Below are 23,506 nucleotides of genomic sequence, written 5' to 3' on the forward strand. Positions count from 1 at the left end.
CCGGGCGTGGACGCCTTGAACATTCCGTTAGGTCGCTAACTATTAAAAAACTCAGGCCAATTTGACGCCATAACCCTCTTCGCTGATCGCGGCGATCACCTGATCGGCTGTCAACGCACTTTCAACGCCGACTTCTTTTGCTGCCAGATCAATGCGCACGCTGGCCGCGGGATCCTTGGCTTGCAGCGCCTGAGTGATGGCCTTGACGCAATGACCGCAGGACATGCCTTCAACGTTGAACACTTGCATGGGACGTCTCCTCAAATGGGGCCCTTCAATACGGGTTGAGGGCAGTCTCGAGCTTGCCACCATGGCAAGGTCAAGTTCTGAAGCAAGCTGCCGGGCTGGCAATCGGCGTCGTGCTCGGCCAAGCTGCGTCCATCTATGACTCGACATCAGGAGATTCAGCCATGCGCTGGTCAGCTCTCAGCCTGTTTGGCTTCCTCAGCCTATTTGCCGCGACACCTTCGGTCCAAGCCGCCGGGGAGGACTACGGCGTGCTGATCATTTCCCGCGAGCGTCTGGAGGTTTCGACTTCCTGCGAAATCGGCGTGTACATCCAGGATCAGCTATCGGCGCGACTGTTCCAGGAACAGAGCACCTCGTTCAACCTGCCGCCGGGCAATGTGTCCCTGCGCCTCAAACTGCTGCCGGGCCAGGCGCCGGGTTGCAACCCGGGCATGCTCGCGCCGGGTTCGCAGAACATCACGCTCAAGGCCGGGGATGTGTTGAAGTTCCGGATTGCGATGACGCAGGAAGGGATGTACCTCAAGCCTGCAGCCCTCGAGTATTGATCACCACCTACCTGTAGGAGCGAGGCTTGCCCGCGAAGAGGCCATAACAGTCAGCATTGATGTTGAATGTTATGGACCCTTCGCGGGCAAGCCTCGCTCCTACGAAGTGCAGAGTCGCGAGACGATTTGCAGAGTGGCGCTTGACCTTGCCCGCATGGCAAGGTTGATCCTGTAGGTAATTTCTACAGGGAGCGTGACCGATGTCCGAATCCACCACCTTCGATCTGCCGATTGCCGGCATGACCTGCGCCAGTTGCGCCGGGCGTGTCGAGCGTGCCTTGAGCAAAGTTCTCGGCGCCACGGCAGTCAGCGTCAACCTGGCCACCGAACAGGCCCGGGTTCAAGCGCCCAGTGACAGCCTGCCGGCCTTGATGGAGGCCGTGCAGCAGGCTGGTTACAGCGTGCCGCAGCAGACCCTGGAATTGAGCATCGACGGCATGACCTGCGCATCCTGCGTTGGCCGCGTCGAACGGGCACTGGCCAAGGTGCCGGGGGTCAAAAGTGTCAGCGTCAACCTAGCCAACGAGCGTGCCCACCTCGAATTGCTCGGCCAGGTCGACCCGCAAGCCCTGATCGGCGCCGTGACCAAGGCCGGTTACTCCGCCAGTGTCTGGGAAGTCGAACACCCGCAAACCGACAATCAACAACAACGACTGCACCGTGAACGCTGGGCTTTGCTGGCGGCTATCGCCCTCGCCTTGCCGCTGGTGCTGCCAATGGTGCTGCAACCTTTCGGCGTGCACTGGATGCTCCCGGCGTGGGTGCAGTTCGCGTTGGCGACGCCGGTGCAGTTCATCTTCGGCGCGCGCTTCTATGTCGCTGCGTGGAAAGCCGTGCGCGCCGGCGCCGGCAACATGGATTTGCTGGTAGCTCTGGGCACCAGCGCCGGGTACGGCTTGAGCGTTTACGAGTGGGCCACCGCCGCCGGCCGCCTGCCGCACCTGTATTTCGAAGCCTCGGCGGTGGTAATCGCTCTGGTGCTGCTGGGCAAATACCTGGAAAGCCGCGCCAAGCGCCAGACCGCCAGCGCCATCCGCGCCCTTGAAGCCTTGCGTCCGGAGCGAGCCATTCAGGTGATCGATGGCCGCGAGCAGGACGTTGCGATCAGCGCTTTGCGCCTCAACGATCTGGTCATGGTCAAACCCGGTGAACGCTTCCCGGTGGATGGCGAAGTGGTGGAAGGCCAGAGCCACGCGGATGAAGCACTGATCAGCGGCGAAAGCCTGCCAGTACCGAAACAACCGGGTGACAAGGTCACCGGCGGGGCCATCAATGGCGAAGGTCGGCTGCTGGTTCGGACCTTGGCGCTTGGCGCAGAAACCGTGCTGGCGCGGATCATCCGCCTGGTCGAAGACGCGCAGGCGGCAAAAGCGCCGATCCAGAAACTGGTGGATAAAGTCAGCCAGGTGTTCGTGCCGGCGGTGCTGCTGATCGCCCTGGCGACGTTGATCGGTTGGTGGCTGTATGGCGCGCCACTGGAAACCGCGTTGATCAACGCCGTCGCGGTATTGGTAATCGCCTGCCCTTGTGCACTCGGGCTGGCCACGCCGACGGCAATCATGGCTGGCACCGGTGTGGCGGCGCGCTACGGGATTCTGATCAAGGATGCCGAAGCTTTGGAGCGCGCCCATGAAGTCAGCGCCGTGGTATTCGACAAGACCGGCACGCTGACTTCGGGTACGCCGCGCATCGCGCATTTGAGTGCCATCGAAGGTGACGAAGCTGCCTTGCTGCAAATGGCTGGTGCACTGCAACGCGGTAGCGAGCACCCGCTGGCCAAGGCTGTGCTGGATGCCTGCGCCGAGCGCGGCTTGACCGTGGCTGATGTCAGCGACAGTCAATCGCTGACCGGGCGCGGCATTGCCGGCAGTCTCGATGGTCGGCGATTGGCTTTGGGCAATCGGCGTCTGCTGGAAGAAAGTGGCCTGAGCGCCGGGCCATTGGCCGATTCCGCAACCGCTTGGGAAACCGAAGGCCGGACCCTGTCCTGGCTTATTGAACAAAGCCCTGAACCACGGGTGCTCGGTCTGTTTGCCTTTGGTGACACGCTCAAACACGGCGCCCTGCAAGCGGTGCAACAGCTGAGTGCACGGAACATCAGCAGCCATCTGCTGACCGGCGATAACCGCGGCAGCGCCAAAGTGGTCGCCGAGGCGCTGGGCATCAGCGATGTCCACGCCGAAGTACTGCCGGCGGACAAAGCCGCCACCGTCGCCGCACTGAAAAAAACCGGTGTGGTGGCAATGGTTGGCGACGGCATCAACGACGCACCAGCCCTTGCCGCGGCAGACATCGGCATCGCCATGGGTGGCGGCACCGACGTCGCCATGCACGCTGCCGGGATCACCTTGATGCGCGGCGATCCACGGCTGGTGCCGGCGGCGCTGGAAATCAGCCGCAAGACCTACGCGAAGATTCGCCAAAACCTGTTCTGGGCCTTCGTCTATAACCTGATCGGCCTGCCACTGGCGGCGTTCGGCTTCCTCAACCCGGTGCTGGCCGGCGCGGCCATGGCGCTGTCGAGCGTCAGCGTGGTGAGCAATGCGTTACTGTTGAAAACCTGGAAACCCAAAGACCTGGAGGACAACCGATGAACATTGGCCAAGCGGCCCGCCAGAGCGGTCTGAGCGCGAAGATGATTCGTTATTACGAGTCCATCGGCCTGCTCAAAGCAGCCCATCGCACCGACAGTGGCTACCGGGTCTATGGCGACGACGATCTGCACACTCTGGCGTTCATCAAGCGCTCTCGGGATTTGGGCTTCTCGCTGGAAGAGGTCGGCAAACTGCTGACCCTCTGGCAAGACCGTCAGCGAGCCAGTGCCGATGTGAAGGCGCTGGCCCGTCAGCACATTGATGAGTTGAACCAGAAGATTCGCGAACTCGGCCAACTGCGCGACACCCTGCAAGACCTGGTAGAACATTGCCACGGCGACCACCGCCCGGACTGCCCGATCCTCAAGGAGCTGGCGTCGGGCTGCTGCGCCGAACCCGCTCACTCCTGAGCGCCACCCCCTTCGCCACCAGCAACGTGGTGAGGGGAATACCGTGGAACAACAACACCACCGAGCCGGGCGTCCACCAGGAATAGAACGGCGCGGCGATCAACATGCCGATGCCGAACCCGGTCATTTGCAGCAGCGTCAGAAAGCTGAAAATCGGCAGGCGCAGGTTGTCCGGTTCACGTTGCAGGCGCGACATCAGGCCGACTTCCGAGAAGCCATCGCCCAAGCCTGCGGGCAATGAAAACAGCAGCAAGCCGTAAAGGGTTTGCTGTTGGAACATCAGGATGAAACCACAGGACATCAGCAACACACCGAAGAAAAATCGCCGTTCAAGGTGCGCGTTGTCCGTACCTTTCAGACGACTGGCGATTCGCGCGCCAATGAATTTCCCGCTGGCCCAGACCGCCAGCATCAGGCCCAGGGTGGTGCTGGCCGACTCGGGTGTCAGCAGTTTTGAAATGATCGGGAGGCCGACGTTGTGTGCGGCGCTGCCAAGCGTATCGGCCATCGCGACGGCAAGCATCGCGGCCACCACCGGCGCGCTGCGCAGCCCTTGGCGCAGGGCCGCCCATTCGCCTTGTTGGTGAAGGGGTTCATCACTGGGTGCAGGTCTGGGAAACCGCAGCGGCACAATCAACAATGCCGCCAGCAGGTAAGTGACTACGTTCAGGGCAAACACCGTTTCAAAGCCAAACCCCGCCACCAACAACCCCGCCACCAGACTCCCGCCGACCATCGCCGCGGACGACGCCGAGGTAATCCAGGCGTTGGTCTTGAGCAGCTGCGCCTTATCGATCATGTGCGGTAGTTGGCTGTTGAGGCCAATGGCGAACATCGAATTGCCAACCCCCAGGCCGAAGGCGATCAGCGGTAACAGCAGCGCTTGTTGGCTGACCGGCAACACCAGCAGCAGGCCCAGCAAACCGGCGCGCAGCAGGTCGAAGGCAATCAGCGGCAGGCGCCCGGCCCAACGGCGATAGAACCGGGTGCCAATTAGACTGGCAAAGATCCCCCCGGCTACACGGCTGGCGAGGAAGATCCCGACACTCATGGCGCTGTTGCTGAGCAGGTAGACGTAGGTGGCCAGGGCAACCATGTTGAGGAAAGCGCCGAAGTCCGAAATCAATCGGGCGGCGATGATCAGTTGGGCATTGCGGGTGGAATTCACATTCAGTCCTTGAGTGTGGTGAGTATCGCCGTTGTGGATTGTCTGGTCTGACGCCATCGCGGGCAAGCCACGCTCCCACAGGTTTTGTGTCGATCATGGAATCTAGGAGCGACACAAAACCTGTGGGAGCGGGCTTGCCCGCGATGCAGACGACGCGGTCCCAAAAAAGCATCTACAAAAAACCCGGCCGAAGCCGGGTTTTGGGTCAACCGATTACTGCATCCACGGCGGAGGCGGTTCTTCGGCTTTGCTCGGTGGCGCGTCGTCCGCAGCGCGGATCGCTTGCTTGCGCTCTTCATCGAGACGGGCCGCCTCGATCTCGCGCATGATCCCGCCGACGTCCGCCAGCTCTTCCGGCTCGTCGAACTCGCCGGTCAACACACTGGCCGGGTGCAAAGTGCCGGCTTCGTACAACGCCCACATTTCCTTGGCGTACTTGGTACGTTTCAACTCCGGTGCAAAGCGACCGAAGTATGACGCCATGTTGCCCACGTCCCGTTCCAGCATGTTGAACGCATGGTTGTTGCCCGCCGCATCCACCGCTTGCGGCAGGTCGATGATGACCGGGCCGGTTGGCGTCAGCAGCACGTTGAACTCGGACAGGTCACCGTGCACCAAACCGGTACACAACATCAGCACGATCTGCGAAATCAGAAACGCGTGATATTCGCGCGCCTGGTCCGGCTCCAACACCACATCGTTCAGACGCGGCGCGGCATCGCCGTACTCGTCGGCCACCAGTTCCATCAGCAGCACGCCTTCGAGGAAGTCATACGGCTTGGGTACTCGCACACCGGCACCGGCCAGCCGGAACAACGCCGCCACTTCGGCATTCTGCCAGGCATCTTCGGTTTCTTTCTTGCCGAACTTGGAGCCCTTGGCCATCGCTCGAGCCTGCCGGCTGTTGCGCACCTTACGGCCTTCCTGATACTCGGCCGCCTGACGAAAACTGCGTTTATTCGCCTCCTTGTAGACCTTGGCACAACGCAGCTCGTTGCCGCAGCGCACCACATAAACAGCTGCTTCTTTACCACTCATGAGTGGGCGCAGCACCTCGTCGACCAGACCGTCCTCGATCAGGGGTTCAATGCGTTTTGGAGTCTTCATCAGCTTTTATTGTGGGTCCTTTATTACCAAACACGCGAAAGTCATTCGTTATACGGCAATCCTCTCATTCGCGGGAGGGGTTGCCGACCTATGAACGTTCCCATGAACATCAAGAAGCACACAATGTGCCGGATTAATCGAGCACAACTCATTGACCGCTCAGGATCATAGCTGAGCCTGCGCCACTTGTTGACGAAGGGCTACAGGGGCATTTGCGACAGAATCTGACATGTAGCCCTACCCTTTGCCGGATTTTTCTTAACAGGCCTCAATTTCCCTGTCCATCAGCCGAAGGTATTAGAGAGCAAAGGATTTGTCCGACAATCGAAAACATTTACAGCTACCAAATAATCCGCGAGTCATCTGCACTGCGTGGGTCTACAAGAAGAAATGGAGCGCGGATGAACATCAAACAGAAGTTGACCTGGGCGTTTGCAATTATCGCCTGCTTGCCCGTGGTGCTGGTCGCCACCCTCGTGGTGCTGAACTTGCGCAGCGATGCCAAGGATAATTTTGTCGATGGCAGCGGCCGTGAGATTCGTCAGGTCAGCAATGCCATGCAGCTGTTTTTTGACGGCATCAGCCAGAACGTCGATTACCTGGCCACCCAACCGCTGATCAAGAACTCCGACGATAGCCTCAAGACCTACATGAGCGCCAACGCCGAGAGCATTCCCCAAGGTGAGTCGGACAAAAAGGTCTTCGCCCTTCTCCAGGACCTGGGCAACAGCCACCCGGCCTACGCCTATGCCATCCTCGGCACCGCGGCGGGCGGTTACGTGTCCTGGCCAGACGATGCCAAGCTGAACAATTACGACCCGCGCCAACGCCCTTGGTATAAAGCCGCGCAGGCCAAACCGGGTAAGCCGTTTCGCACCGAGGCCTATTACTGGGCCCAGGATGACGCGACTTATGTCAGCACCGTGCGCACCATCGATAACAAACTGGGCACCAACGGCGGCGTGGTCAGTATCGACGTGACGCTCAAGCAGCTCACCGAAATCGTCAAACAGATCAAGCTCGGCGAAACCGGCTACCTGATGCTGGTGGAAAACACCGGCAAAGTGCTGGTCGATCCGAAGCAACCGGAACATAACTTCAAGGCCCTCAACAGCCTCGGCGATGGCTACGCGCAACTGGCCAAGGCCGGCAAAGGGCTGGTGGAAGTCGAGCTCAATGGCGAGCGCTACATGGCCAACGTCTGGCCTTCGGAGCAACTGGGCTGGACCTTTATCGGACTGATCAAGCAGACCGACGTGATGAGTTCGGCCACTCAACTGACCTGGCTGATCGCGATCATCGCGGCGGTACTGGCGGTGTTCTTCGCCATCGTTGGCGCCAGCTTCGCCAGCCTGATCGTGCGGCCGATCCGCAGCGTGGCCAGCGGCCTGGAAGGCATCGCCCAGGGTGAAGGCGACCTGACCAAGAACCTGCAAATCCGTGGCAGCGACGAAACGGCTCAATTGGCCAACTGGTTCAACCAGTTTCTGGCGGCAATTCGCAACCTGATTCAAAGCATCGGCGGCGCCGCGACCAAGATCCTCGCCACCTCCAAGAGTTCGACCCAGGTGTCCAGCGACATGGCCGAAGCCGCCGGGCGCCAGCGTGAAGCGGTGGACATGGTGTCCACGGCGTTCCACGAAATGGTCGCCACCGCCAACGAAGTCGCACGCTCTTGCAGCCAGGCTGCCGAGTCGGCCGACAGTGGCCAGCGCCAGGCGCGCGAAGGTCAGCAGCAGATCGATGCCGCAGTGAGCAGTGTTGATCGCTTGAGCCAGGAAATCGAACAGTCGGCGCAATCGATGCAACAGCTTGAGCGCGATAGCAACGATATTCAGTCGATCCTCGGGACCATTCGTTCGATCGCTGAACAGACCAACCTGCTGGCACTGAACGCCGCCATCGAAGCGGCTCGGGCGGGTGAACAGGGTCGTGGTTTTGCGGTGGTGGCGGATGAAGTTCGCGCCCTGGCCAAACGGACTGCCGACTCCACGGCGGAAATCGACGGGCTGCTGGGTAATCTTGCCAAGCGCACCAGCCAGGTGACGCAGCAGATGCATGCGAGCCTGGAAGTGTCTCAGCAATCGGTGACCCGCATCGGCGAAGCGCGCAGCAGCTTCGGGCAGATTCGTGAGTCGGTGGATGTGATTCGCGACATGAACACTCAAATCGCCACGGCGGCAGAGGAACAGCATCAAGTGGCGGAAGACATCAATCGCCACATCAGCCAGATTCATGGCGATGCGCAGTTGGTGGCAGAACTGGCGAACTCGGCGCGCCTGGATTCTCAGAGCCTGGCGGGGTTGTCGAATGAGCTGGATGGGTTGGTTCGGCGGTTCAGAACCTAATATCCCGCAGATCCAGTGTGGGAGCGGGCTTGCTCGCGAAGAGGCCATCACATTCAACATCTCTGTTGGCTGACAGTCCGCTTTCGCGAGCAAGCCCGCTCCCACATTGGTTCGGTGGTGTTACTGCCTGAAGAGTTCGCCGGGGGTAAACCCGAACAACCCCTTGAACGCCGCAATAAACGCCGACGTCGAGTCATACCCACAAGACAGCGCGGCATGGGTCACGCTGTTCCCCTCCTCCAGCAAACTCAGCGACGACAGCAGCCGCATGCGCTGCCGCCAGCCACGGAAGCTCAACCCGGTCTCACGCTGAAACAAGCGCATCAGGGTTTTCTCCGACGTGCCCAAACGCTCGGCCCATTCCCGCAAGGTCGCATTGCGCTCAGGGCTGTCGATCAGCTCGTTGCACAAACCCAGCAAACGTTCATGCCGGGGCAGCGGCAGGGAAAACCCCACTTCCGGCAGACTCGCCAACTGATCCAGCAGCACGCCCACCAACCGCGCCTCCTGGCTATCGCCCTGTGGATATTCCACCGGCAACAGGCAAAACCGCTTGATCAGCTCCCGCGCCAAAGGCGTGACTTCCAGCACCCGGCAGCGCCCGTCCGCCCATTGGCAGTCCTCGCGGCGCACGTACAGGCTGCGCATCTCGGCTCGCATCGAGGTCACGACCTGATGCTCGAGATCCGCCGGAATCCAGATGCCCCACTGCGGCGGCGCAAAGAAACTGCCTTCGGCGGTGTGCACACCGAGAACGCCGCTGATGGCGTAGGAAAACTGCACCCAATCGTGACGATGCGGCGGCGTCCACGAACCAGCGTTCAGACTTTCCGCCCGCGCATACAACGGGCGCGGCAACGCCGTTAGCGCCGGAATCGTTCGCTCGAGGGAAAGTTGTCCGTTAGTCGGCATTGATTGGCCTTATGTCGCAAGACGGCTGATGAGGCCGACGTTAGGCTAAGTCATCAATTCTTACAAACGGATTCGGTGCCCATCATGCATGCCTTCAAACACCTCAAACGCGTGGTCACCGACTGGTTCTTGTGCGGCATGCTGCTCGCCACGCTACTGGCGTATTTTTTCCCGACCTTCGGCGCTACCGGCGGCGGGATGCACGCAGAGTGGGTGATCAACATCGGCGTGTTTCTGGTGTTCTTCCTCCATGGGGTCAACCTCTCCAGCGAGCAGATCCGCCACGGGTTGAGAAACTGGAAGCTGCACGTGATGGTTCAAGTCTTCACCTTTGCGGTGTTTCCGTTGATCTGGCTGCTGAGTGACAAACTGCTGGGCTCGCACATCCCCTCTCTGCTGATGCTCGGCTTCCTCTACCTCTGCGCCCTGCCTTCGACCATTTCCTCGTCCGTGACACTGACGGGCAGCGCGGGCGGCAACGTACCGGCGGCGATTCTCAACGCGAGCCTGTCCAGCGTGCTGGGGATTTTTCTGACACCGCTGCTGGTGAGTTTCGTGGTCGGTAGCGGCGCGGGCGGTATCGACCTCGGTGCAACTCTGATCGACTTGTGCGCCATGCTGCTGTTGCCGCTGGTGCTCGGGCAATTGCTGCGGCCGTTACTGGGCAAGTTTTTTGCTCGGCACAAGCGCTACACCAACATCGCCGACAAGCTGGTGATCCTGCTGCTGGTGTACTCGGCGTTCTGCAACTCGATGGTGTCGGGGATGTGGCAGCAACAGGGCAACAGCGTGATTCTGACTGCGCTGATGGGCAGTGCGATTTTGCTGGCAGTCATCCTGTGGATGACCACCCGCACCGCTCGCGCGTTGAAGTTCATCCCTGCCGATGAGATTGCCGCAGTGTTCTGCGCCAGCAAGAAATCCCTGGCGGCCGGTGCACCAATGGCGGCGCTGATCTTCGGTGCCAACCCCGGCCTTGGCCTGATTCTGCTGCCGATCATGATCTATCACCCGTTGCAGCTGATCGTCTGCTCGGTGATGGCCGAGGGTTACGCCAACCGCAACCGGGAACTGGCCGCGCAGCAACGAGCGACCGTGCTCACCCCCCAGTAATCCAGCAATCAGCGCTCGATAATCGCCGTCACGCCCTGACCGCCCGCCGCGCAGATCGAGATCAACCCTCGGCCCTTGCCCGCCGCGTCCAGCAGCTTCGCCAGGTTGGCGACGATGCGCGCACCGGTGGCGGCAAACGGATGCCCGGCGGCCAGTGAGCTGCCCTTGACGTTCAGGCGGCTACGGTCGATGGAGCCCAACGGTGCGTCGAGGCCGAGACGGGTTTTGCAGAACTCAGGATCTTCCCAGGCCTTCAATGTGCACAGCACTTGCGCTGCGAACGCTTCGTGGATTTCGTAGTAATCGAAGTCCTGCAAGGTCAGGCCATTGCGCGCCAGTAACCGCGGCACGGCATAAGCCGGCGCCATCAGCAGTCCTTCGGCACCGTTGACGAAATCCACTGCTGCCGCCTCGCCGTCACGCCAATAGGCGAGGATCGGCAAGCCGCGCTCTTTCGCCCACTCCTCACTGCCCAGCAGCACTACCGACGCACCATCGGTGAGTGGTGTGGAATTGCCCGCGGTCAGGGTGCCCTTGGCGCTTTTCTCGAAGGCTGGTTTCAGTGAGGCGAGTTTTTCCAGGCTCAGATCCGGGCGCAGGTTGTTGTCCCGGGTCAGGCCCAAGAACGGCGTCATCAAATCGTTGTGCCAGCCTTCGGCGTAGGACGCGGCCAGTTTCTGATGGCTTTCCTGGGTCAGCTGATCCTGCTCGTCACGCGGGATGCTCCAGGTTTGGGCCATCATTTCACAGTGTTCACCCATCGACCGGCCGGTGCGCGGCTCGCCGATGCTTGGAAAGTCGGGCATCAAATGGCGGGGACGCAGTTGCAGGAAGGTTTTCAGTTTGTCGGCGGTGCTTCGGGCGCGGTTGGCCTGCAAGAGGATCTTGCGCAGACTTTCGTTGACCCCGATCGGCACGTCCGAGGCTGTATCGACGCCACCGGCAATGCCACATTCGATCTGCCCCAGGGCGATTTTGTTCGCCACCAACAACGTCGCCTCCAGCCCCGTGCCGCAGGCTTGCTGGATGTCGTAGGCCGGCGTCGTCGGCGACAACCGCGAGCCCAGCACGCATTCGCGGGTCAGGCCGTAATCGCGCAAATACTTGAGCAGCGCACCTGCCGCCACTTCACCCATGCGCACACCGTGCAGGTTATAGCGCTCGATCAGGCCTTCCAGCGCTGCGGTGAACATCGCCTGGTTACTGGCAGTGGCGTACGGCCCGTTGGACCGGGCAAAGGGGATACGGTTACCACCGATAATCGCGACGCGGCGCAGCTGAGTCATGAAAAAGCTCCTTTTAATCAACTATGAACACCAAACCATTTGCTGAAAGTCCTGCTAAACCCAATCTCAAACTAACCTGCAATGATCAAGCGTAGGCCGTATCTCGTGGATCGAACGACTAATTGCAATTCCTGGTCCACACTTTTAACCCCAGCTGCTGGAGCATGATTCATGTCTGACCGTTATATCGACTTCGCCAATTCGTCCATCGGCCATCGTGTGGTCGGTGCCCTGGGTCTGCCGTCGCCGGTACGACTGGAACGCTGGCAAGCAGGCCGGCTGCGGCCAATCGAGGGGGCGCTGTTGATTGGCGGTGGCCCGTTGGCGGAAAAAGTCAGCACCCTCGCCAATCGCCTGACCGACACGATTTACAGCTACGGCGCCGATCCGACCCTGGCCACCGCGTGGATTCCCGGCCACGGCCAGAAACTCAAAGCCGTGGTGTTCGACGCCAGTGATCTGGTGCAGGTCGATCAGCTGAAACAGCTGCGCGAGTTCTTCCAGCCGCTGATGAAAAACCTCGATCACCATGCGCACCTGGTGATTCTTGGCCGAGCGCCAGAGACCCTGAGCGACCCGTTCGCCGCCAGCACACAGCGTGCGTTGGAAGGTTTCAGCCGTTCGCTGGCCAAGGAACTGCGCAGCGGCGGCACTTTGCAGCTGATCTATGTCGGTGAAGGCGCCGAAGATCAACTGGAAGGCCCATTGCGGTTTTTCCTCTCGCCCAAAAGCGCGTTCATTTCCGGGCAAGTCATTCGCTTGAAGGCGTGTGAGGCGCAGGTGATGGACTGGACTCGCCCCTTGTCGGGGCGTAAGGCATTGGTGACGGGCGCGGCGCGCGGTATCGGCGCTTCGATCGCCGAAACCCTGGCCCGCGACGGCGCCGAGGTAATCCTGCTCGACGTGCCACCTGCCAAAGCCGATCTCGAAGCCCTGGCCGCACGCCTCGGCGGGCGCGGCATCACCCTGGACATCTGCGCCGAAGACGCCGCCGCACAATTGATCGAACACTTACCCGACGGCGTCGACATCGTGGTCCACAACGCGGGCATCACACGGGACAAAACCCTGGCCAACATGACCCCGGAATTCTGGGACGCGGTGCTGGCGGTCAACCTCAATGCGCCGCAAGTGCTAACCAAGGCTTTGCTCGACAGCGGCACTCTGCGCGACAACGGCCGAGTGATCCTGCTGGCGTCCATCAGCGGCATCGCCGGCAATCGCGGGCAAACCAATTACGCGGCAAGCAAGGCCGGGTTGATCGGCCTGGCCCAGGCCTGGGCACCGCTGCTGAGTGAACGCGGCATCAGCATCAATGCCGTGGCGCCAGGGTTCATCGAAACCCAAATGACCGCGCACCTGCCCTTCGGCGTACGCGAAGCCGGGCGACGCTTGAGTTCGTTGGGCCAGGGCGGCCTGCCACAAGACGTCGCCGAAGCCGTGGCCTGGCTAGCACAACCGGGCACCGGAGCATTTACCGGGCAAGCGTTGCGCATTTGTGGGCAAAGCGTTTTGGGAGCCTGACATGACCACCGACTGGCACACACTCAATAGCGAACCGGGCCTGAAAACGCTGTATGTGAAGGCGGCAACGCGCCGCAAAATCACCGGCACCACACTGCCCGACCTGGGTTATCACTGCTGGGTCAATGTCGATCCGAAACACCTGGAGGCTTATCGCAAGGTCTGTGGTTTCGCCGACAACGGGCTGCTACCACCGACGTATCCACACATCCTGGCGTTTGCCTTGCAGATGCAATTGCTCACCGCCAAAGCGTTTCCGTTCCCACTGCTGGGGCTGATTCACTTGAACAATCGCATCCGCATCTTGCGCCCCATGGGCGGCGTGCACCGGGTGCGGGTCAGCGTGAAAGTGCAGAACCTGCAACCTCATGCCAAGGGGGCGACGTTCAATTTGGTGACGACACTCGACGATCAGTTGGGGCCGCTGTGGGAGGCTGAAAGCCAGATGCTTTGTCGCGGCGTCAAACTGGAAGGTGAGCCGGCCGAAGAAGCTTTTGCATCGACATTACTGCTGACCGAAGTCGCCCACTGGAAAGCGCCCGCGGACATTGGCCGGCGGTACGCCAAGGTGTCCGGGGACTACAACCCGATCCACCTGAGTGCGATCAGCGCGAAGCTCTTTGGTTTTCCCAGTGCCATCGCCCATGGACTGTGGAACAAGGCCCGTACGCTGGCAGCCCTGAGCGAACATTTGCCGACGGCAAACGTCGAGATTGCGGTGCAGTTCAGGAAGCCGGTGCGCCTTCCCAGTGAAGTGACGCTGATGTCCAGTGCGGCGGGGTCCAGCGGGGATTTTCAGTTGATGGGGGTGGGGGATTTGGAGCATATGGTTGGGCAGTGGCGGCCTGTTGCCTGATTGTTCGGTCTGATCGTTCCCACGCTCTGCGTGGGAATACAGCCGGGACGCTCTGCGTCCCAAGAGCCGAACGCAGAGCGTCCGTAGAGGCGTTACCACGCAGAGCGTGGGAACGATCAATTCCGTGTGAGCTGCCGAAGGCTGCGATCTTTTGATCTTGATCGTAGATCAGGAACTAACCAAATCCCGAGGCTGCGGAAACAAATTATTCAACGTCTCCAACAACCGCACGTGATAAATCGGCTTGCGGAACAAATCCAGCACCTGCAACCGCAACATATCACTCACATCATCCATATCCGCATGCCCCGACGTCACAATCACCGGCAAATGCTGACGCGCCGTATGCTCACGCAACCGCTTGATCAACGACATGCCACTCTCCTCCGGCATCCGCAAATCAGTAATCACCAACGCAATATCAGGGTGACAAGTCAAATGATGCAGGGCGAGTTTGACCGACGTTGCCGTAAAGCAAGTAAAGCCCTCGCCCTCCAGCAACTCCGCCAGTTCCAGCAACGCATCCTCCTCATCGTCGACCAGAAGAAGCTGTTGGCGAGGGAGCGCTGGAGCGTTCATGGGTAACACCTGCAATGGACTAAGCCTTGACGTTAGAAGCCCTTTGCGGGATTGGCAAATGACTGCCCAATGACAACCTTCAAATCAAAGCGCAGCTGCGATCGTGGTGAACATTGCGGTAACACTCGTCGCGATGGGTCCCGCAAATGCTGCGAGCGCGACAGCCACCATACCCGCAATAATCGCGTACTCGATACCCGACGCACCTTCAGTATCTTTGACCAGACCTCTGTAAAAAACGAATTCGGATTTGATCTTCTGAACAACTTTAATAAAGGACATGACGTGTCTCCTATGACAGCGGATGTTGCACGGCCGCAACATGATTCCCCTATGCCAGCATCAGCATTGTCGGCAAACCCAAGACCAACAACTGTAAGAACCTATTAATACTTAAGTAGTAACCGGTTCGTTGACGTCACGAAACAGCACTTTTGGCTTCAAACCGTTACTTTTGTCAGATATTTCCCGCCCTGTAATGGCGTTTTGCTCTACCTGCGCTACCGTCAAATAGCGAAATAGTTCGATGTTCATAGCTGCCTGATTGCGAAGTCATCTCGTTAGAACTCTTGGGGGGCGTTACGCAGCAGGAAAGGGAGAGCCTTCATGAACAGTCGCGTCACCATGGGCCTGGCCGGGCTGTTTCTGGTAGGCGCCATCATTGCCGGTTACTGGGGGCTGGCGCTGAGTCGCCAACCGGCACCCGAATCCATCGCGCAACCCGGCACATCATCGGCCCCGATACTGGCGTCGGTGGACGACCCGACACGCCAGCCGGTGGTTGTGCTGCTGCGTGACATAGCACCGTTCGAGCAAATTACCGCCGCCGACGTGACCCTGGAAAAACTCCGGACCGCCCCGGCCGGCAGCCTGTCCCGTCTCGATCAAGCCATTGGCCGTATGCCCTGGCGCACGCTGACTGCCGGCAGTTGGCTCAATGATGAAAGTTTCGAAACCGGCGGGGCGCTGGCGCGAATGATCCGCCCCGATGAGCGCGCCTTGGCCGTGGCGGCGGATGACGTGGTCAATGTCGGCGGTCAACTGAGCCCCGGTGACTATGTCGACGTCCTGCTGTTTCTGCGCATGGATACCAACAACCTCCAGCAATCGGCCCAAGTCGTGGTCCCGGCGTTGCGGGTGCTCGGTGTCGGCGACCAGTTGGGGCTGATGAACGATGGCCAGCCTGCCAACCCGGCGCGCAGCACCGAAGAAAGACTCAAGCAGGAACAGCAGCGCGCCAGCGCCCGCACCGTTTTGCTTGCCGTCCCCGAACCCCTCTTGAGCCGCCTGATGCTCGCGGCTCAGGTCGGGGTTTTGCGCCTGGCCGTGCGCAGCGCCGAGGAAAAACGCCTGAACCAATACTGGGCCGGCAACCGCGATTCAAAGGCGAGCCTGGCCAGTGCCAATCGCGAACTGGTGCAGTTCAGTCAACTGGCCCTGGACGGCACACCCAAACCCGCCACCGGCGGCGCAGCACCGCGCAAGACGAGCGTGGAAGTCATCCGCGGCAATGAAGTCACCCAACAAACGCCCTGAATCGAGCGAGGACGCTTCTCCATGCGCAGACGTTTCACGCAGTACTTGCTCGACAACGGCTGCTTCGATAAATGCGGTGGGTTATCGCAATGAGCCAGCCCCAGAACCTGAGTCAGACCTTCCTCGCGATCACGCGTAACAGCACCGACTTCGAGTGGCTGCAAGGTGCCCTTGCCCCTTTGGGCCGAGTGATCAGCGCCGGTGGCGGCAACCTCGATGAACTCTTGACGCTGGTGGACGTGACCTTCGCCAGCCTGGTGTTCGTGGGGCTGGACCGTGAGCATGTGGTGGCCCAGAGCGCGTTGATCGAGGGTGCCCTGGAAGCCAAACCGATGTTGGCGATCGTTGCCTTGGGCGATGGCATGGACAACCAACTCGTGCTCAATGCCATGCGTGCCGGCGCGCGGGATTTCGTCTCTTACGGCTCGCGCTCCAGTGAAGTGGCCGGCCTGGTGCGACGCCTGAGCAAACGCCTGCCGACCGTGGCGCCGAACCTGCAACAGAGTCAACAGGGTGGCCTGACCGTGCTTTACGGCGCGCAGAGCAATGCCGACGGAGCGCTACTCGCCAACCACCTGGCGCACGTGGTGCAAAAGAGCGGCCAGCAGACACTGTTGCTGGATCTGGGCCTGCCGCGTGGCGACAGCCTTGCGTTGCTGGGGCTGGAGAGCTCGTTCCATTTTGGCGATGCGTTGCGACATCTGAGGCGCCTCGACGCGACACTGATCGACAGTGCCTTCACCACCTGTGACGCCGGGCTGCGGATTCTCGCCTACGCCAGCAACGACGAACCGCTGGAACAGACCAGTGCCGCCGAACTGTACATGCTGCTCAGCGCCTTGCGTCAACATTTCCAGCACATCGTGGTGAACCTCACCGGCCAGTCGGACAGCGAAGCGTTGCGCACCTTCGTCAGCCATTGCGACAAGTTGCTGTGGTACACCGATCAGAATGTGCTCGACTGCCGACGCAACCTTGAGGTGCTCGGCCGCTGGCGCGAAAAAGGCCTCAAGCTCGACCACGCCCGGTTGCTGGTGGACCGCTATCTGCGCAACGTCGCGCCAGACTCCGACACCTTGAGCAAAAGCTTCGGCATGGAGGTGATGGCGGTCCTTGTCTACAGCCCGGAAGTACGGCTCAACGCCAAGAATCAGGGGGTGAGCCTGTTCGAGCTGGCCCCGCGCGAAAACCTGACCCAAAGCCTGCGCGCCCTCGGCGAACGACTGGCTAAACGCTCCGAAGACCTGGACAAACCCAAGGCTGGCTGGTTTGACCGATTGAGGGGCGCGCAATGAGCGGGGAAAAACTCTTCGGCGCTCCCCCGCACGGGCCGGCCGGCAATACCGACCACGAAGGCCTGAAACTGGTGCTGCACCGCTACATCATCGACGCCATCGAAGAGTCCGGAAAAAACCTGCTGGAAGGTTCGCGGCCAATGCTGTCGCAGTTCGTCATCGACAAAGTCGCCGAATACATCGCCCGTTTGCACCTGGCGATTTCCCGTTATGAGATGGAACGGCTGGCTGAAGAAATCGTCGACGAGCTCACCGGTTTCGGCCCGCTGGAGGTGTTGCTGCGCGACTCCTCGGTGACCGAGATTCTGGTCAACGGCCCACACCGGGTGTTCGTCGAACGCGAGGGTGTGTTGCACCTGAGTGACCTGCGATTCATCGACGACCATCACGTCGAGCGGGTGATGCAACGAATTCTCGCGCCTCTGGGGCGACGGCTCGACGAGTCTTCACCGATGGTCGATGCGCGCCTGCCCGACGGCAGCCGGGTCAACGCGATCATCCCACCCATTGCTCTCGATGGCCCGTGCCTGTCGATTCGAAAATTCCGCAAGGACATGCTCAAAAGCTCCGATCTGATGGCGATGCAAACCATCGATCAGGCGATTTTTGAATTTATTCAGGAGGCCGTGGGCAAGCGTTGCAACATCCTTGTCAGCGGCGGTACCGGCACCGGCAAGACCACGCTGCTGAACATTCTCAGCCAGTTGATCGCCCCTCACGAACGCCTGGTCACCATCGAAGACGTCGCCGAATTGCAACTCGGCCACCCTCACGTGGTGCGCCTGGAAACCCGACCGCCGAATGCCGAAGGCCACGGCGAAGTGAAGGCCAGCGATCTGATTCGCAACGCGCTGCGGATGCGCCCGGACCGGATCATCCTCGGCGAGATTCGCGGCGTCGAAGTGGTCGACGTGCTCACCGCAATGAACACCGGGCACGACGGTTCCATGAGCACCGTGCACGCCAACAATGCCCAGGATGCGCTGTTGCGCCTGGAGACCCTGGTGGGCCTGACCGGACGCTCCATCGCTGAACGCACCCTGCGGCAAATGATCTGTGCGGCGCTGGACGTGGTGATTCAACTGACGCGCCTGCCCGATGGCCGCCGCTGCGTCAGCGAAGTGGTGGAGGTCGTGGGTATTCGTGATGACATCTATGTGACCAATACGCTGTTCCGCTTCGACCGACGCACCGGTTTCGGTTTTCTGCGCGAGGCGGTCAACCCCGCCGGCGATAAACTACGCCGCGAGTCGGCGCTCTCTCCCTTATCGCACTGAAGGGGCACGGCATGCTCAAACCGGCGCTGCTCATCCTGATTTGCCTGACGTTGCTGGGCCTGTCGATCCGTTTGTTTTACAACGGTCTGCGCCAGACCGGCATCGATCGAACCCTCGGTCGCTTGATGCAGGGGCAACCGCAATTGGCGGTGGCGAAATCTTCCTGGGCTGGCCTGGAACGGGCCTTTCTACGCGCCGGTCTCGGTCGTCCTACCGAGCGCTTGGGGTTGTGGCTGTTGCTCTGGGCCTTGGGCATCTTGCTGGGATTTGCCCTCGCGAGCTGGATCGGTTTGCTGGCGTTGTTGCTGATGCCGCCCCTGGCTCTGCGGCTGTACATCAGTTGGTGCTACCAGCGCCGGCTCAAGCGCATGATCGAACAACTGCCGTCGTTGCTCGATCACACGGTGCGCAGTCTGAAGTCCGGGCGCACCCTGGCCGATGCGGTGCTGGTCGCCATCGACGCCGCCGAAGACCCACTGAAAAACGCCATGGGCCGGGTTCAGCGCAACGTGCACCTGGGCGTCAGCCTGCCTGACGCCGTCACGGACTTCGCCGAGCTGTACGAGAAAGACGAGTTTCGCTTGTTCGCGCTGGGCCTGAAGGTCAATCACCGCTACGGCGGTAATGCCAGTGAGCTGTTTGAGAACCTGATCAAAATGATCCGCGAACGAGACCAGGCTGCGCGCCAACTGCGCGCCATGACGGGCGAAACCCGCATCACGGCGGTGGTGCTGGCCCTGATGCCCGTGGGGCTTGCCGCCTACTTCTTGCTGTCCAATCCGAAATACCTGCTCGCCATGTGGAACAGCAGCTCGGGGCAAATGATGCTCGCGACCGCGTTCGGCCTGCAGGTCGTGGGTTGCCTGGCGCTCTGGCGCATGTTGCGTAGCGTATGAAAATAGCCCTGCTGATCAGCGCACTGTTGTTTCTGGCGGCCACGCTGTTGCTGCTCAGTGGGCTGTTGGACCAACATCGACGTGCTCGCCAGGTGGCTCAACGACTGGACGGCAAACCACTGAGCGACCATCGCGTCCGTCACTGGTTGCAAGTGCTGGGCGACAGCCGCATCGGTCAGCGCTCGGTCAAACTGGACAACGAAACTCAAATGCTGCTCAACCGCCTCGGCTGGCGCAGCGCCCGGCAACGCTCGCTGTTCGCTGCCTGTCAGATCGGCATACCGGTGCTTGCGTTGGTCCTGAGTCTATTGATCCAGAGCGTGTTCTTCCCGCAGGTGAACAATTCCTGGATCACCCCAGCCTTCGCCACCGCCCTCGGTTATTTGTTGCCCAAACGCTTGCTGGCCGCTGCCGCACACCGTCGGCAAAGACAACTGGCGATCGAGATTTCGACCTTCATTCCACTGCTGCGCATCCTGTTCGAATCCGGCATGGCGGTGGAGCAGTCGCTGCGAGTGCTGAGCATCGAAGGCAAACAATTACTGCCAGCCCTGACCCATGAACTGCGCCTGATACTGACCCGGGTCGACTCCGGCCTGGAGCTTGGCGAAGAACTGAACAAGGCCACCCAGTTGCTGGCGGTGGACGAGTTCACCGACACCTGCGTGATTCTTCAGCAATTGATCCACCAGGGCGGCGGCGCCATGAAATCACTGCTGGGGCTCAAACTGCTGCTCGATGACCGACGCCTGACACGCTTGCAGGAATACATCTCCAAGATGTCCGCAAAAATGTCTGTCGTGATGATGTTGTTTCTCTTCCCGGCATTGCTGATCGTACTGGCCGGACCCAGCTTCACCGCATTGGCCCGGGCCTTTCATCATTGACCAAGGAGCGAGGCTTGCCCGCGAAGGCGGCCTGACAGCCAACCAATCTCTTGCGGATATACACGGTTAAACTGTGGGAGCGGGCTTGCTCGCGAAAGCGGTGTGTCAGTCGACATCAATATTGAATGTTCAGACCGTCTTCGCGGGCAAGCCTCGCTCCTACAGGGATCAGCTGTGTGGCGCGGGTTTTGGTACGTCGACGTTATCCAGCATCCGATTCACCGCCAGCTCGGCCAGCATGATGACCTGCTGAATCGCCAGGATCGTATGCCGCTGCGGGGCTTCGACATACGCGGCAATGTCGCTGGTCATGACGCTCGCAGAAGCCAGCGACTCGCAGACATGGGCCAGCAGGCTTTCGTTATCCATATCCGGCGCAACCATAAACATCTTGCTTGGCTTGCGGCCTTCGGTTTTTTTCGGGATGGGATTGAGGTAGTGGTCGAGCGCGCGGTCCGCGGCTTCGTGGAATTTTTTGGAATCGAGAGATTCGTAGGGCGAAACATCGTCGGTTTCAGGGGGATTCGGTGTGGCTTTGAACATGGTGATACTCCAAATGTGAAATTGAGCTACCACTGATCGCTGCGACGCGATGGAGGGAGGCAGCTGTACGCGGGGTCGCAGACCGAGCCATTTGGAAACCCGGCATACCCGAAGGTATCCCACGCACAGCCACCATCAAACCAAACGACAAGCACTGAAGTGCTTCGGTTGGGGCTGGCGATTATGCACCAAATGAACTGAACAGACTGCGACGCCCGGACGCTGAATTGTCAGCGACGGACCAAGGCTAGAGATGCAGCTTCCGACGGGCAACCTGAAAAACATGTGGGAAGGTTCTGATGTTTTTACCGATCGATAAACATCATTGTCTGTAAGGCCGCCATCGCGAGCAGGCTCGCTCCCACAGTGGGTTGGCGTATGTCTGAGGGAGATTGGTTGGTTGTGAGGCCGTCTTCGCGGGCAAGCCTCGCTCCTACAATTGAGTCGTGTGCATCTGCGAGAGATTGGTCGGCTGTCAGGCCGCCTTCGCGAGCAAGCCCGCTCCCACAGTGGAGCGGCGTGCACCCGCCCTTCACCACTCAACAGGCCGAGCGTTAGCTCGCCTGCAGCTTTTGATCTAGCTTTTGATCTTGATCCACCCGCCCCTTCGGGAGGCTGAGTGGAGGTGTTCATCTGGGGATTGGCGCGCAGCGCCGTTCGACGCAGTCGAACCCATCGCATGTAGGTCGTAGCGAAGCAGACCGTAGGGCGATGCCCCCAGATGGATACCGGAACGAAGGAACGCCGAGCCTTAGCGAGGGGCCGTACGCTTGGGGCGAGACCTTTTGGTTCCTTTTGGGGCGTTTGCCAAAAGGGACTCGCCGTAAGGGCGAAACCGTAAGCCGCCGTTACCGCAGAAATGGATATGTACTCAGTCAACAAAATACAGGTCGGCTATAAGGCCGCCAAGATCAGAAGCCTTCAAAAAACTCAGTGTGCAGTAAGCCGCCGCACACCAGCATTACCAGGCGACAACGCCAACGCCACCTGCGTGCGATTATGCATATGCGTCAACCGCAACACCTGCGACACATAAAGCTTCACCGTGTTCTCGGTAATCCCCAACTCACAGGCAATCTGATAATTGGTCTGCCCCTTGCCCACCAACCGCGCCACCTCCAACTGCCGCGGCGACAGCTGATTGAAAACCGCCGGCATCTCCACCCGCTCAACCTCACTGAATGCACCATCAGCCGAATCCGACAAAGGTGCAGAGGACGGCCCCCGACGAACCTTGTCCAGATCCTGATACAACTCGTCGATCGACTCACAAAGGTACTGCAGCTTCTGACTCAAATGCCCCAACTGCAGGTTTTTCTGCCGCTCCTGCAACACCACTTCCTGGCGCTGCAAGCCTTCGAGCAACTCATCCAGATCAATCGGCTTCTGATAGTAGTCAGCGAACCCGGCGCGCAAGGCCTTGATCACATCCTGCTTGTCTGCGCGACCGGTGAGCATGATCGCCTCGAACGCCCGGTGCTTGCCGGACAACCGTTGCAAGGCCTGGACGAGTTGAATGCCATCCATGTCAGGCATCTGCAAATCACAGAGCACCAGACCGATATCCTCATATTCATTGAAACGCTCGATCGCCTGCTTGCCGGACTGACAAGGAACACAGCGATAACCATTGCGCTCGATGAACTCGCACAGTTCTTCGACAATCAATGGTTCGTCATCGACCACAAGGACTTTTATTGCGGAGATTAGCTTGTTCACGTGTCACTCCATGCCAAGTCTGGCTTGACCGTTCCTGTACCCACTGCCCACAGGTGTACAACAACTGTTTTGAAAGTAGACGCACTTTCCAACTATGTACATAGAACGGGGGCGCCCGGCGACTAATGCATCCAGACCAGCGTGAGCAACATGCCCACCAATACGAACGGCGCAAAGGGCTGTTTTTTTGACGTTCCTGGGCCCAGATAACGAAGACGATCCCTAAGCCCCTGCCCCATATACAGCCAGAGTCTTGGCGCCAGCAGCAGCCAGAACGCACTGGCCAATCCGGCACCGATGAAACCGCCGAGCAGGTGCATACCGTCCGTCGCAAGGCCCAGCGTCGCCATCAGTTTCACGTCGCCCGCCCCCAGGCGTCTCAACGCATAACCAGGCAAGGTGAAGGCCAGAGCCAACAACAAAGCCCAGCCGCCCTGCACCGCCTCGGCCCCCAACCATGTGGTGCCTGTCCACAACAGATACGTCAGCGCCAATACACCCACGCCGAGGGTCAGGGCATTGGCGATGTGCCGCTCTCGGACATCCTGTGCTGCGCAAAGCGTCAGCCAGATAAGTAGGACAAAGTTCTGCATCCGGTAAAAAACGTCCGTTTTGGCTGAATGATTCTATGCTGATACTACGTCGTGATGGTCAGGGTAGAC

At 60.1% G+C, this 23,506-nt stretch carries 22 protein-coding genes and 1 pseudogene; 13 read left to right on the forward strand and 10 right to left on the reverse strand.

Going from position 1 to position 23,506, the window contains the following annotated elements; genetic code table 11:
* Positions 1–51: 51 nt before the first annotated feature.
* Positions 52–249, reverse strand: a complete 198-nt coding sequence (locus tag F6R97_RS11105; protein ID WP_008069687.1) for a heavy-metal-associated domain-containing protein — start codon at positions 247–249, stop codon at positions 52–54.
* 161 nt (positions 250–410) lie between these two features.
* On the opposite strand from F6R97_RS11105, the gene F6R97_RS11110 reads away from it, so the two are divergent.
* The 3 genes from F6R97_RS11110 to cueR all read left to right on the forward strand — a co-directional run bounded on the left by F6R97_RS11110 (position 411) and on the right by cueR (position 3,798).
* A complete protein-coding gene (locus F6R97_RS11110) occupies positions 411–794 on the forward strand; it encodes a hypothetical protein (protein WP_048396201.1) in 384 nt (127 codons plus the stop codon).
* Positions 795–994: 200 nt separating this feature from the next.
* Positions 995–3,388, forward strand: coding sequence for a heavy metal translocating P-type ATPase (locus F6R97_RS11115; protein ID WP_315866534.1), 2,394 nt, complete (start codon positions 995–997; stop codon positions 3,386–3,388).
* Positions 3,385–3,798, forward strand: coding sequence for a Cu(I)-responsive transcriptional regulator (cueR, locus tag F6R97_RS11120; RefSeq protein ID WP_007907120.1), 414 nt, complete (start codon positions 3,385–3,387; stop codon positions 3,796–3,798). Before F6R97_RS11115 ends, cueR begins: the two co-directional genes overlap by 4 nt.
* On the opposite strand, the gene F6R97_RS11125 is transcribed toward cueR, so the two are convergent.
* Together F6R97_RS11125 and F6R97_RS11130 are read right to left on the reverse strand one after the other, a co-directional pair.
* The gene (locus tag F6R97_RS11125) at positions 3,752–4,966 is read right to left on the reverse strand and encodes an MFS transporter (RefSeq protein ID WP_315866535.1); all 1,215 of its coding nucleotides are present in this window, start codon (positions 4,964–4,966) and stop codon (positions 3,752–3,754) included. The genes cueR and F6R97_RS11125 overlap by 47 nt on opposite strands.
* Positions 4,967–5,179: 213 nt before the next feature.
* Complete coding sequence (locus F6R97_RS11130) at positions 5,180–6,073, reverse strand: PA4780 family RIO1-like protein kinase (protein ID WP_007907116.1); 894 nt, start codon at positions 6,071–6,073, stop codon at positions 5,180–5,182.
* 401 nt (positions 6,074–6,474) lie between these two features.
* Between F6R97_RS11130 and F6R97_RS29580 the strand changes: the two are divergent.
* Together F6R97_RS29580 and F6R97_RS29585 are read left to right on the forward strand one after the other, a co-directional pair.
* A pseudogene (locus tag F6R97_RS29580) lies at positions 6,475–7,563 on the forward strand (cache domain-containing protein); the annotation flags it as partial.
* A 129-nt stretch (positions 7,564–7,692) separates the two neighbouring features.
* The gene (locus F6R97_RS29585; protein WP_370694720.1) at positions 7,693–8,421 is read left to right on the forward strand and encodes a methyl-accepting chemotaxis protein; all 729 of its coding nucleotides are present in this window, start codon (positions 7,693–7,695) and stop codon (positions 8,419–8,421) included.
* 120 nt (positions 8,422–8,541) lie between these two features.
* On the opposite strand, the gene F6R97_RS11140 is transcribed toward F6R97_RS29585, so the two are convergent.
* The gene (locus F6R97_RS11140; protein ID WP_038978814.1) at positions 8,542–9,333 is read right to left on the reverse strand and encodes an AraC family transcriptional regulator; all 792 of its coding nucleotides are present in this window, start codon (positions 9,331–9,333) and stop codon (positions 8,542–8,544) included.
* An 84-nt stretch (positions 9,334–9,417) separates the two neighbouring features.
* On the opposite strand from F6R97_RS11140, the gene F6R97_RS11145 reads away from it, so the two are divergent.
* Positions 9,418–10,446, forward strand: coding sequence for a bile acid:sodium symporter family protein (locus F6R97_RS11145; protein ID WP_315866536.1), 1,029 nt, complete (start codon positions 9,418–9,420; stop codon positions 10,444–10,446).
* 8 nt (positions 10,447–10,454) lie between these two features.
* Here the strand turns inward: F6R97_RS11145 and F6R97_RS11150 are convergent, their stop codons facing one another.
* Positions 10,455–11,732 carry an acetyl-CoA C-acetyltransferase gene (locus F6R97_RS11150; RefSeq protein ID WP_038978812.1) on the reverse strand — a complete coding sequence of 426 codons (1,278 nt, stop codon included), beginning with the start codon at positions 11,730–11,732 and terminating at the stop codon, positions 10,455–10,457.
* 171 nt (positions 11,733–11,903) lie between these two features.
* Between F6R97_RS11150 and F6R97_RS11155 the strand changes: the two genes are divergently transcribed.
* Both F6R97_RS11155 and F6R97_RS11160 read left to right on the forward strand, forming a co-directional pair.
* Complete coding sequence (locus F6R97_RS11155) at positions 11,904–13,256, forward strand: 3-oxoacyl-ACP reductase (RefSeq protein ID WP_315866537.1); 1,353 nt, start codon at positions 11,904–11,906, stop codon at positions 13,254–13,256.
* Between the two features lies 1 nt (position 13,257).
* Positions 13,258–14,112, forward strand: coding sequence for a MaoC family dehydratase (locus tag F6R97_RS11160; protein WP_315866538.1), 855 nt, complete (start codon positions 13,258–13,260; stop codon positions 14,110–14,112).
* A 168-nt stretch (positions 14,113–14,280) separates the two neighbouring features.
* On the opposite strand, the gene F6R97_RS11165 is transcribed toward F6R97_RS11160, so the two are convergent.
* Positions 14,281–14,691: a response regulator gene (locus F6R97_RS11165; RefSeq protein ID WP_038978809.1), complete on the reverse strand. Its 411-nt coding sequence runs from the start codon at positions 14,689–14,691 to the stop codon at positions 14,281–14,283.
* An 84-nt stretch (positions 14,692–14,775) separates the two neighbouring features.
* Complete coding sequence (locus F6R97_RS11170; RefSeq protein ID WP_038978808.1) at positions 14,776–14,973, reverse strand: Flp family type IVb pilin; 198 nt, start codon at positions 14,971–14,973, stop codon at positions 14,776–14,778.
* 324 nt (positions 14,974–15,297) lie between these two features.
* Between F6R97_RS11170 and cpaB the strand changes: the two genes are divergently transcribed.
* From cpaB to F6R97_RS11195, 5 genes are all read left to right on the forward strand, one after another.
* Positions 15,298–16,227 (forward strand): Flp pilus assembly protein CpaB, encoded by a 930-nt coding sequence (gene cpaB / locus F6R97_RS11175; protein ID WP_315866539.1) that lies wholly within the window; start codon positions 15,298–15,300, stop codon positions 16,225–16,227.
* Between the two features lie 89 nt (positions 16,228–16,316).
* The gene (locus F6R97_RS11180; RefSeq protein ID WP_305504329.1) at positions 16,317–17,522 is read left to right on the forward strand and encodes a CpaE family protein; all 1,206 of its coding nucleotides are present in this window, start codon (positions 16,317–16,319) and stop codon (positions 17,520–17,522) included.
* Positions 17,519–18,799 (forward strand): CpaF family protein, encoded by a 1,281-nt coding sequence (locus F6R97_RS11185; RefSeq protein ID WP_038978805.1) that lies wholly within the window; start codon positions 17,519–17,521, stop codon positions 18,797–18,799. Before F6R97_RS11180 ends, F6R97_RS11185 begins: the two co-directional genes overlap by 4 nt.
* Positions 18,800–18,810: 11 nt before the next feature.
* A complete protein-coding gene (locus F6R97_RS11190) occupies positions 18,811–19,695 on the forward strand; it encodes a type II secretion system F family protein (protein WP_315866540.1) in 885 nt (294 codons plus the stop codon).
* Complete coding sequence (locus F6R97_RS11195; protein WP_315866541.1) at positions 19,692–20,582, forward strand: type II secretion system F family protein; 891 nt, start codon at positions 19,692–19,694, stop codon at positions 20,580–20,582. The genes F6R97_RS11190 and F6R97_RS11195 overlap by 4 nt, the downstream gene beginning before the upstream one ends.
* 168 nt (positions 20,583–20,750) lie before the next feature.
* On the opposite strand, the gene F6R97_RS11200 is transcribed toward F6R97_RS11195, so the two are convergent.
* The 3 genes from F6R97_RS11200 to F6R97_RS11210 form a co-directional block, all read right to left on the reverse strand.
* The gene (locus tag F6R97_RS11200) at positions 20,751–21,125 is read right to left on the reverse strand and encodes a DUF6124 family protein (protein ID WP_315866542.1); all 375 of its coding nucleotides are present in this window, start codon (positions 21,123–21,125) and stop codon (positions 20,751–20,753) included.
* 930 nt (positions 21,126–22,055) lie between these two features.
* The gene (locus tag F6R97_RS11205) at positions 22,056–22,844 is read right to left on the reverse strand and encodes a response regulator transcription factor (protein WP_038978801.1); all 789 of its coding nucleotides are present in this window, start codon (positions 22,842–22,844) and stop codon (positions 22,056–22,058) included.
* A 122-nt stretch (positions 22,845–22,966) separates the two neighbouring features.
* On the reverse strand, positions 22,967–23,437 hold the full coding sequence (locus tag F6R97_RS11210; protein ID WP_038978800.1) for a prepilin peptidase: 471 nt from the start codon (positions 23,435–23,437) through the stop codon (positions 22,967–22,969).
* Positions 23,438–23,506: the final 69 nt, after the last annotated feature.

Source organism: Pseudomonas sp. JV414 (assembly GCF_032424305.1).
Lineage (GTDB): Bacteria > Pseudomonadota > Gammaproteobacteria > Pseudomonadales > Pseudomonadaceae > Aquipseudomonas > Aquipseudomonas lini.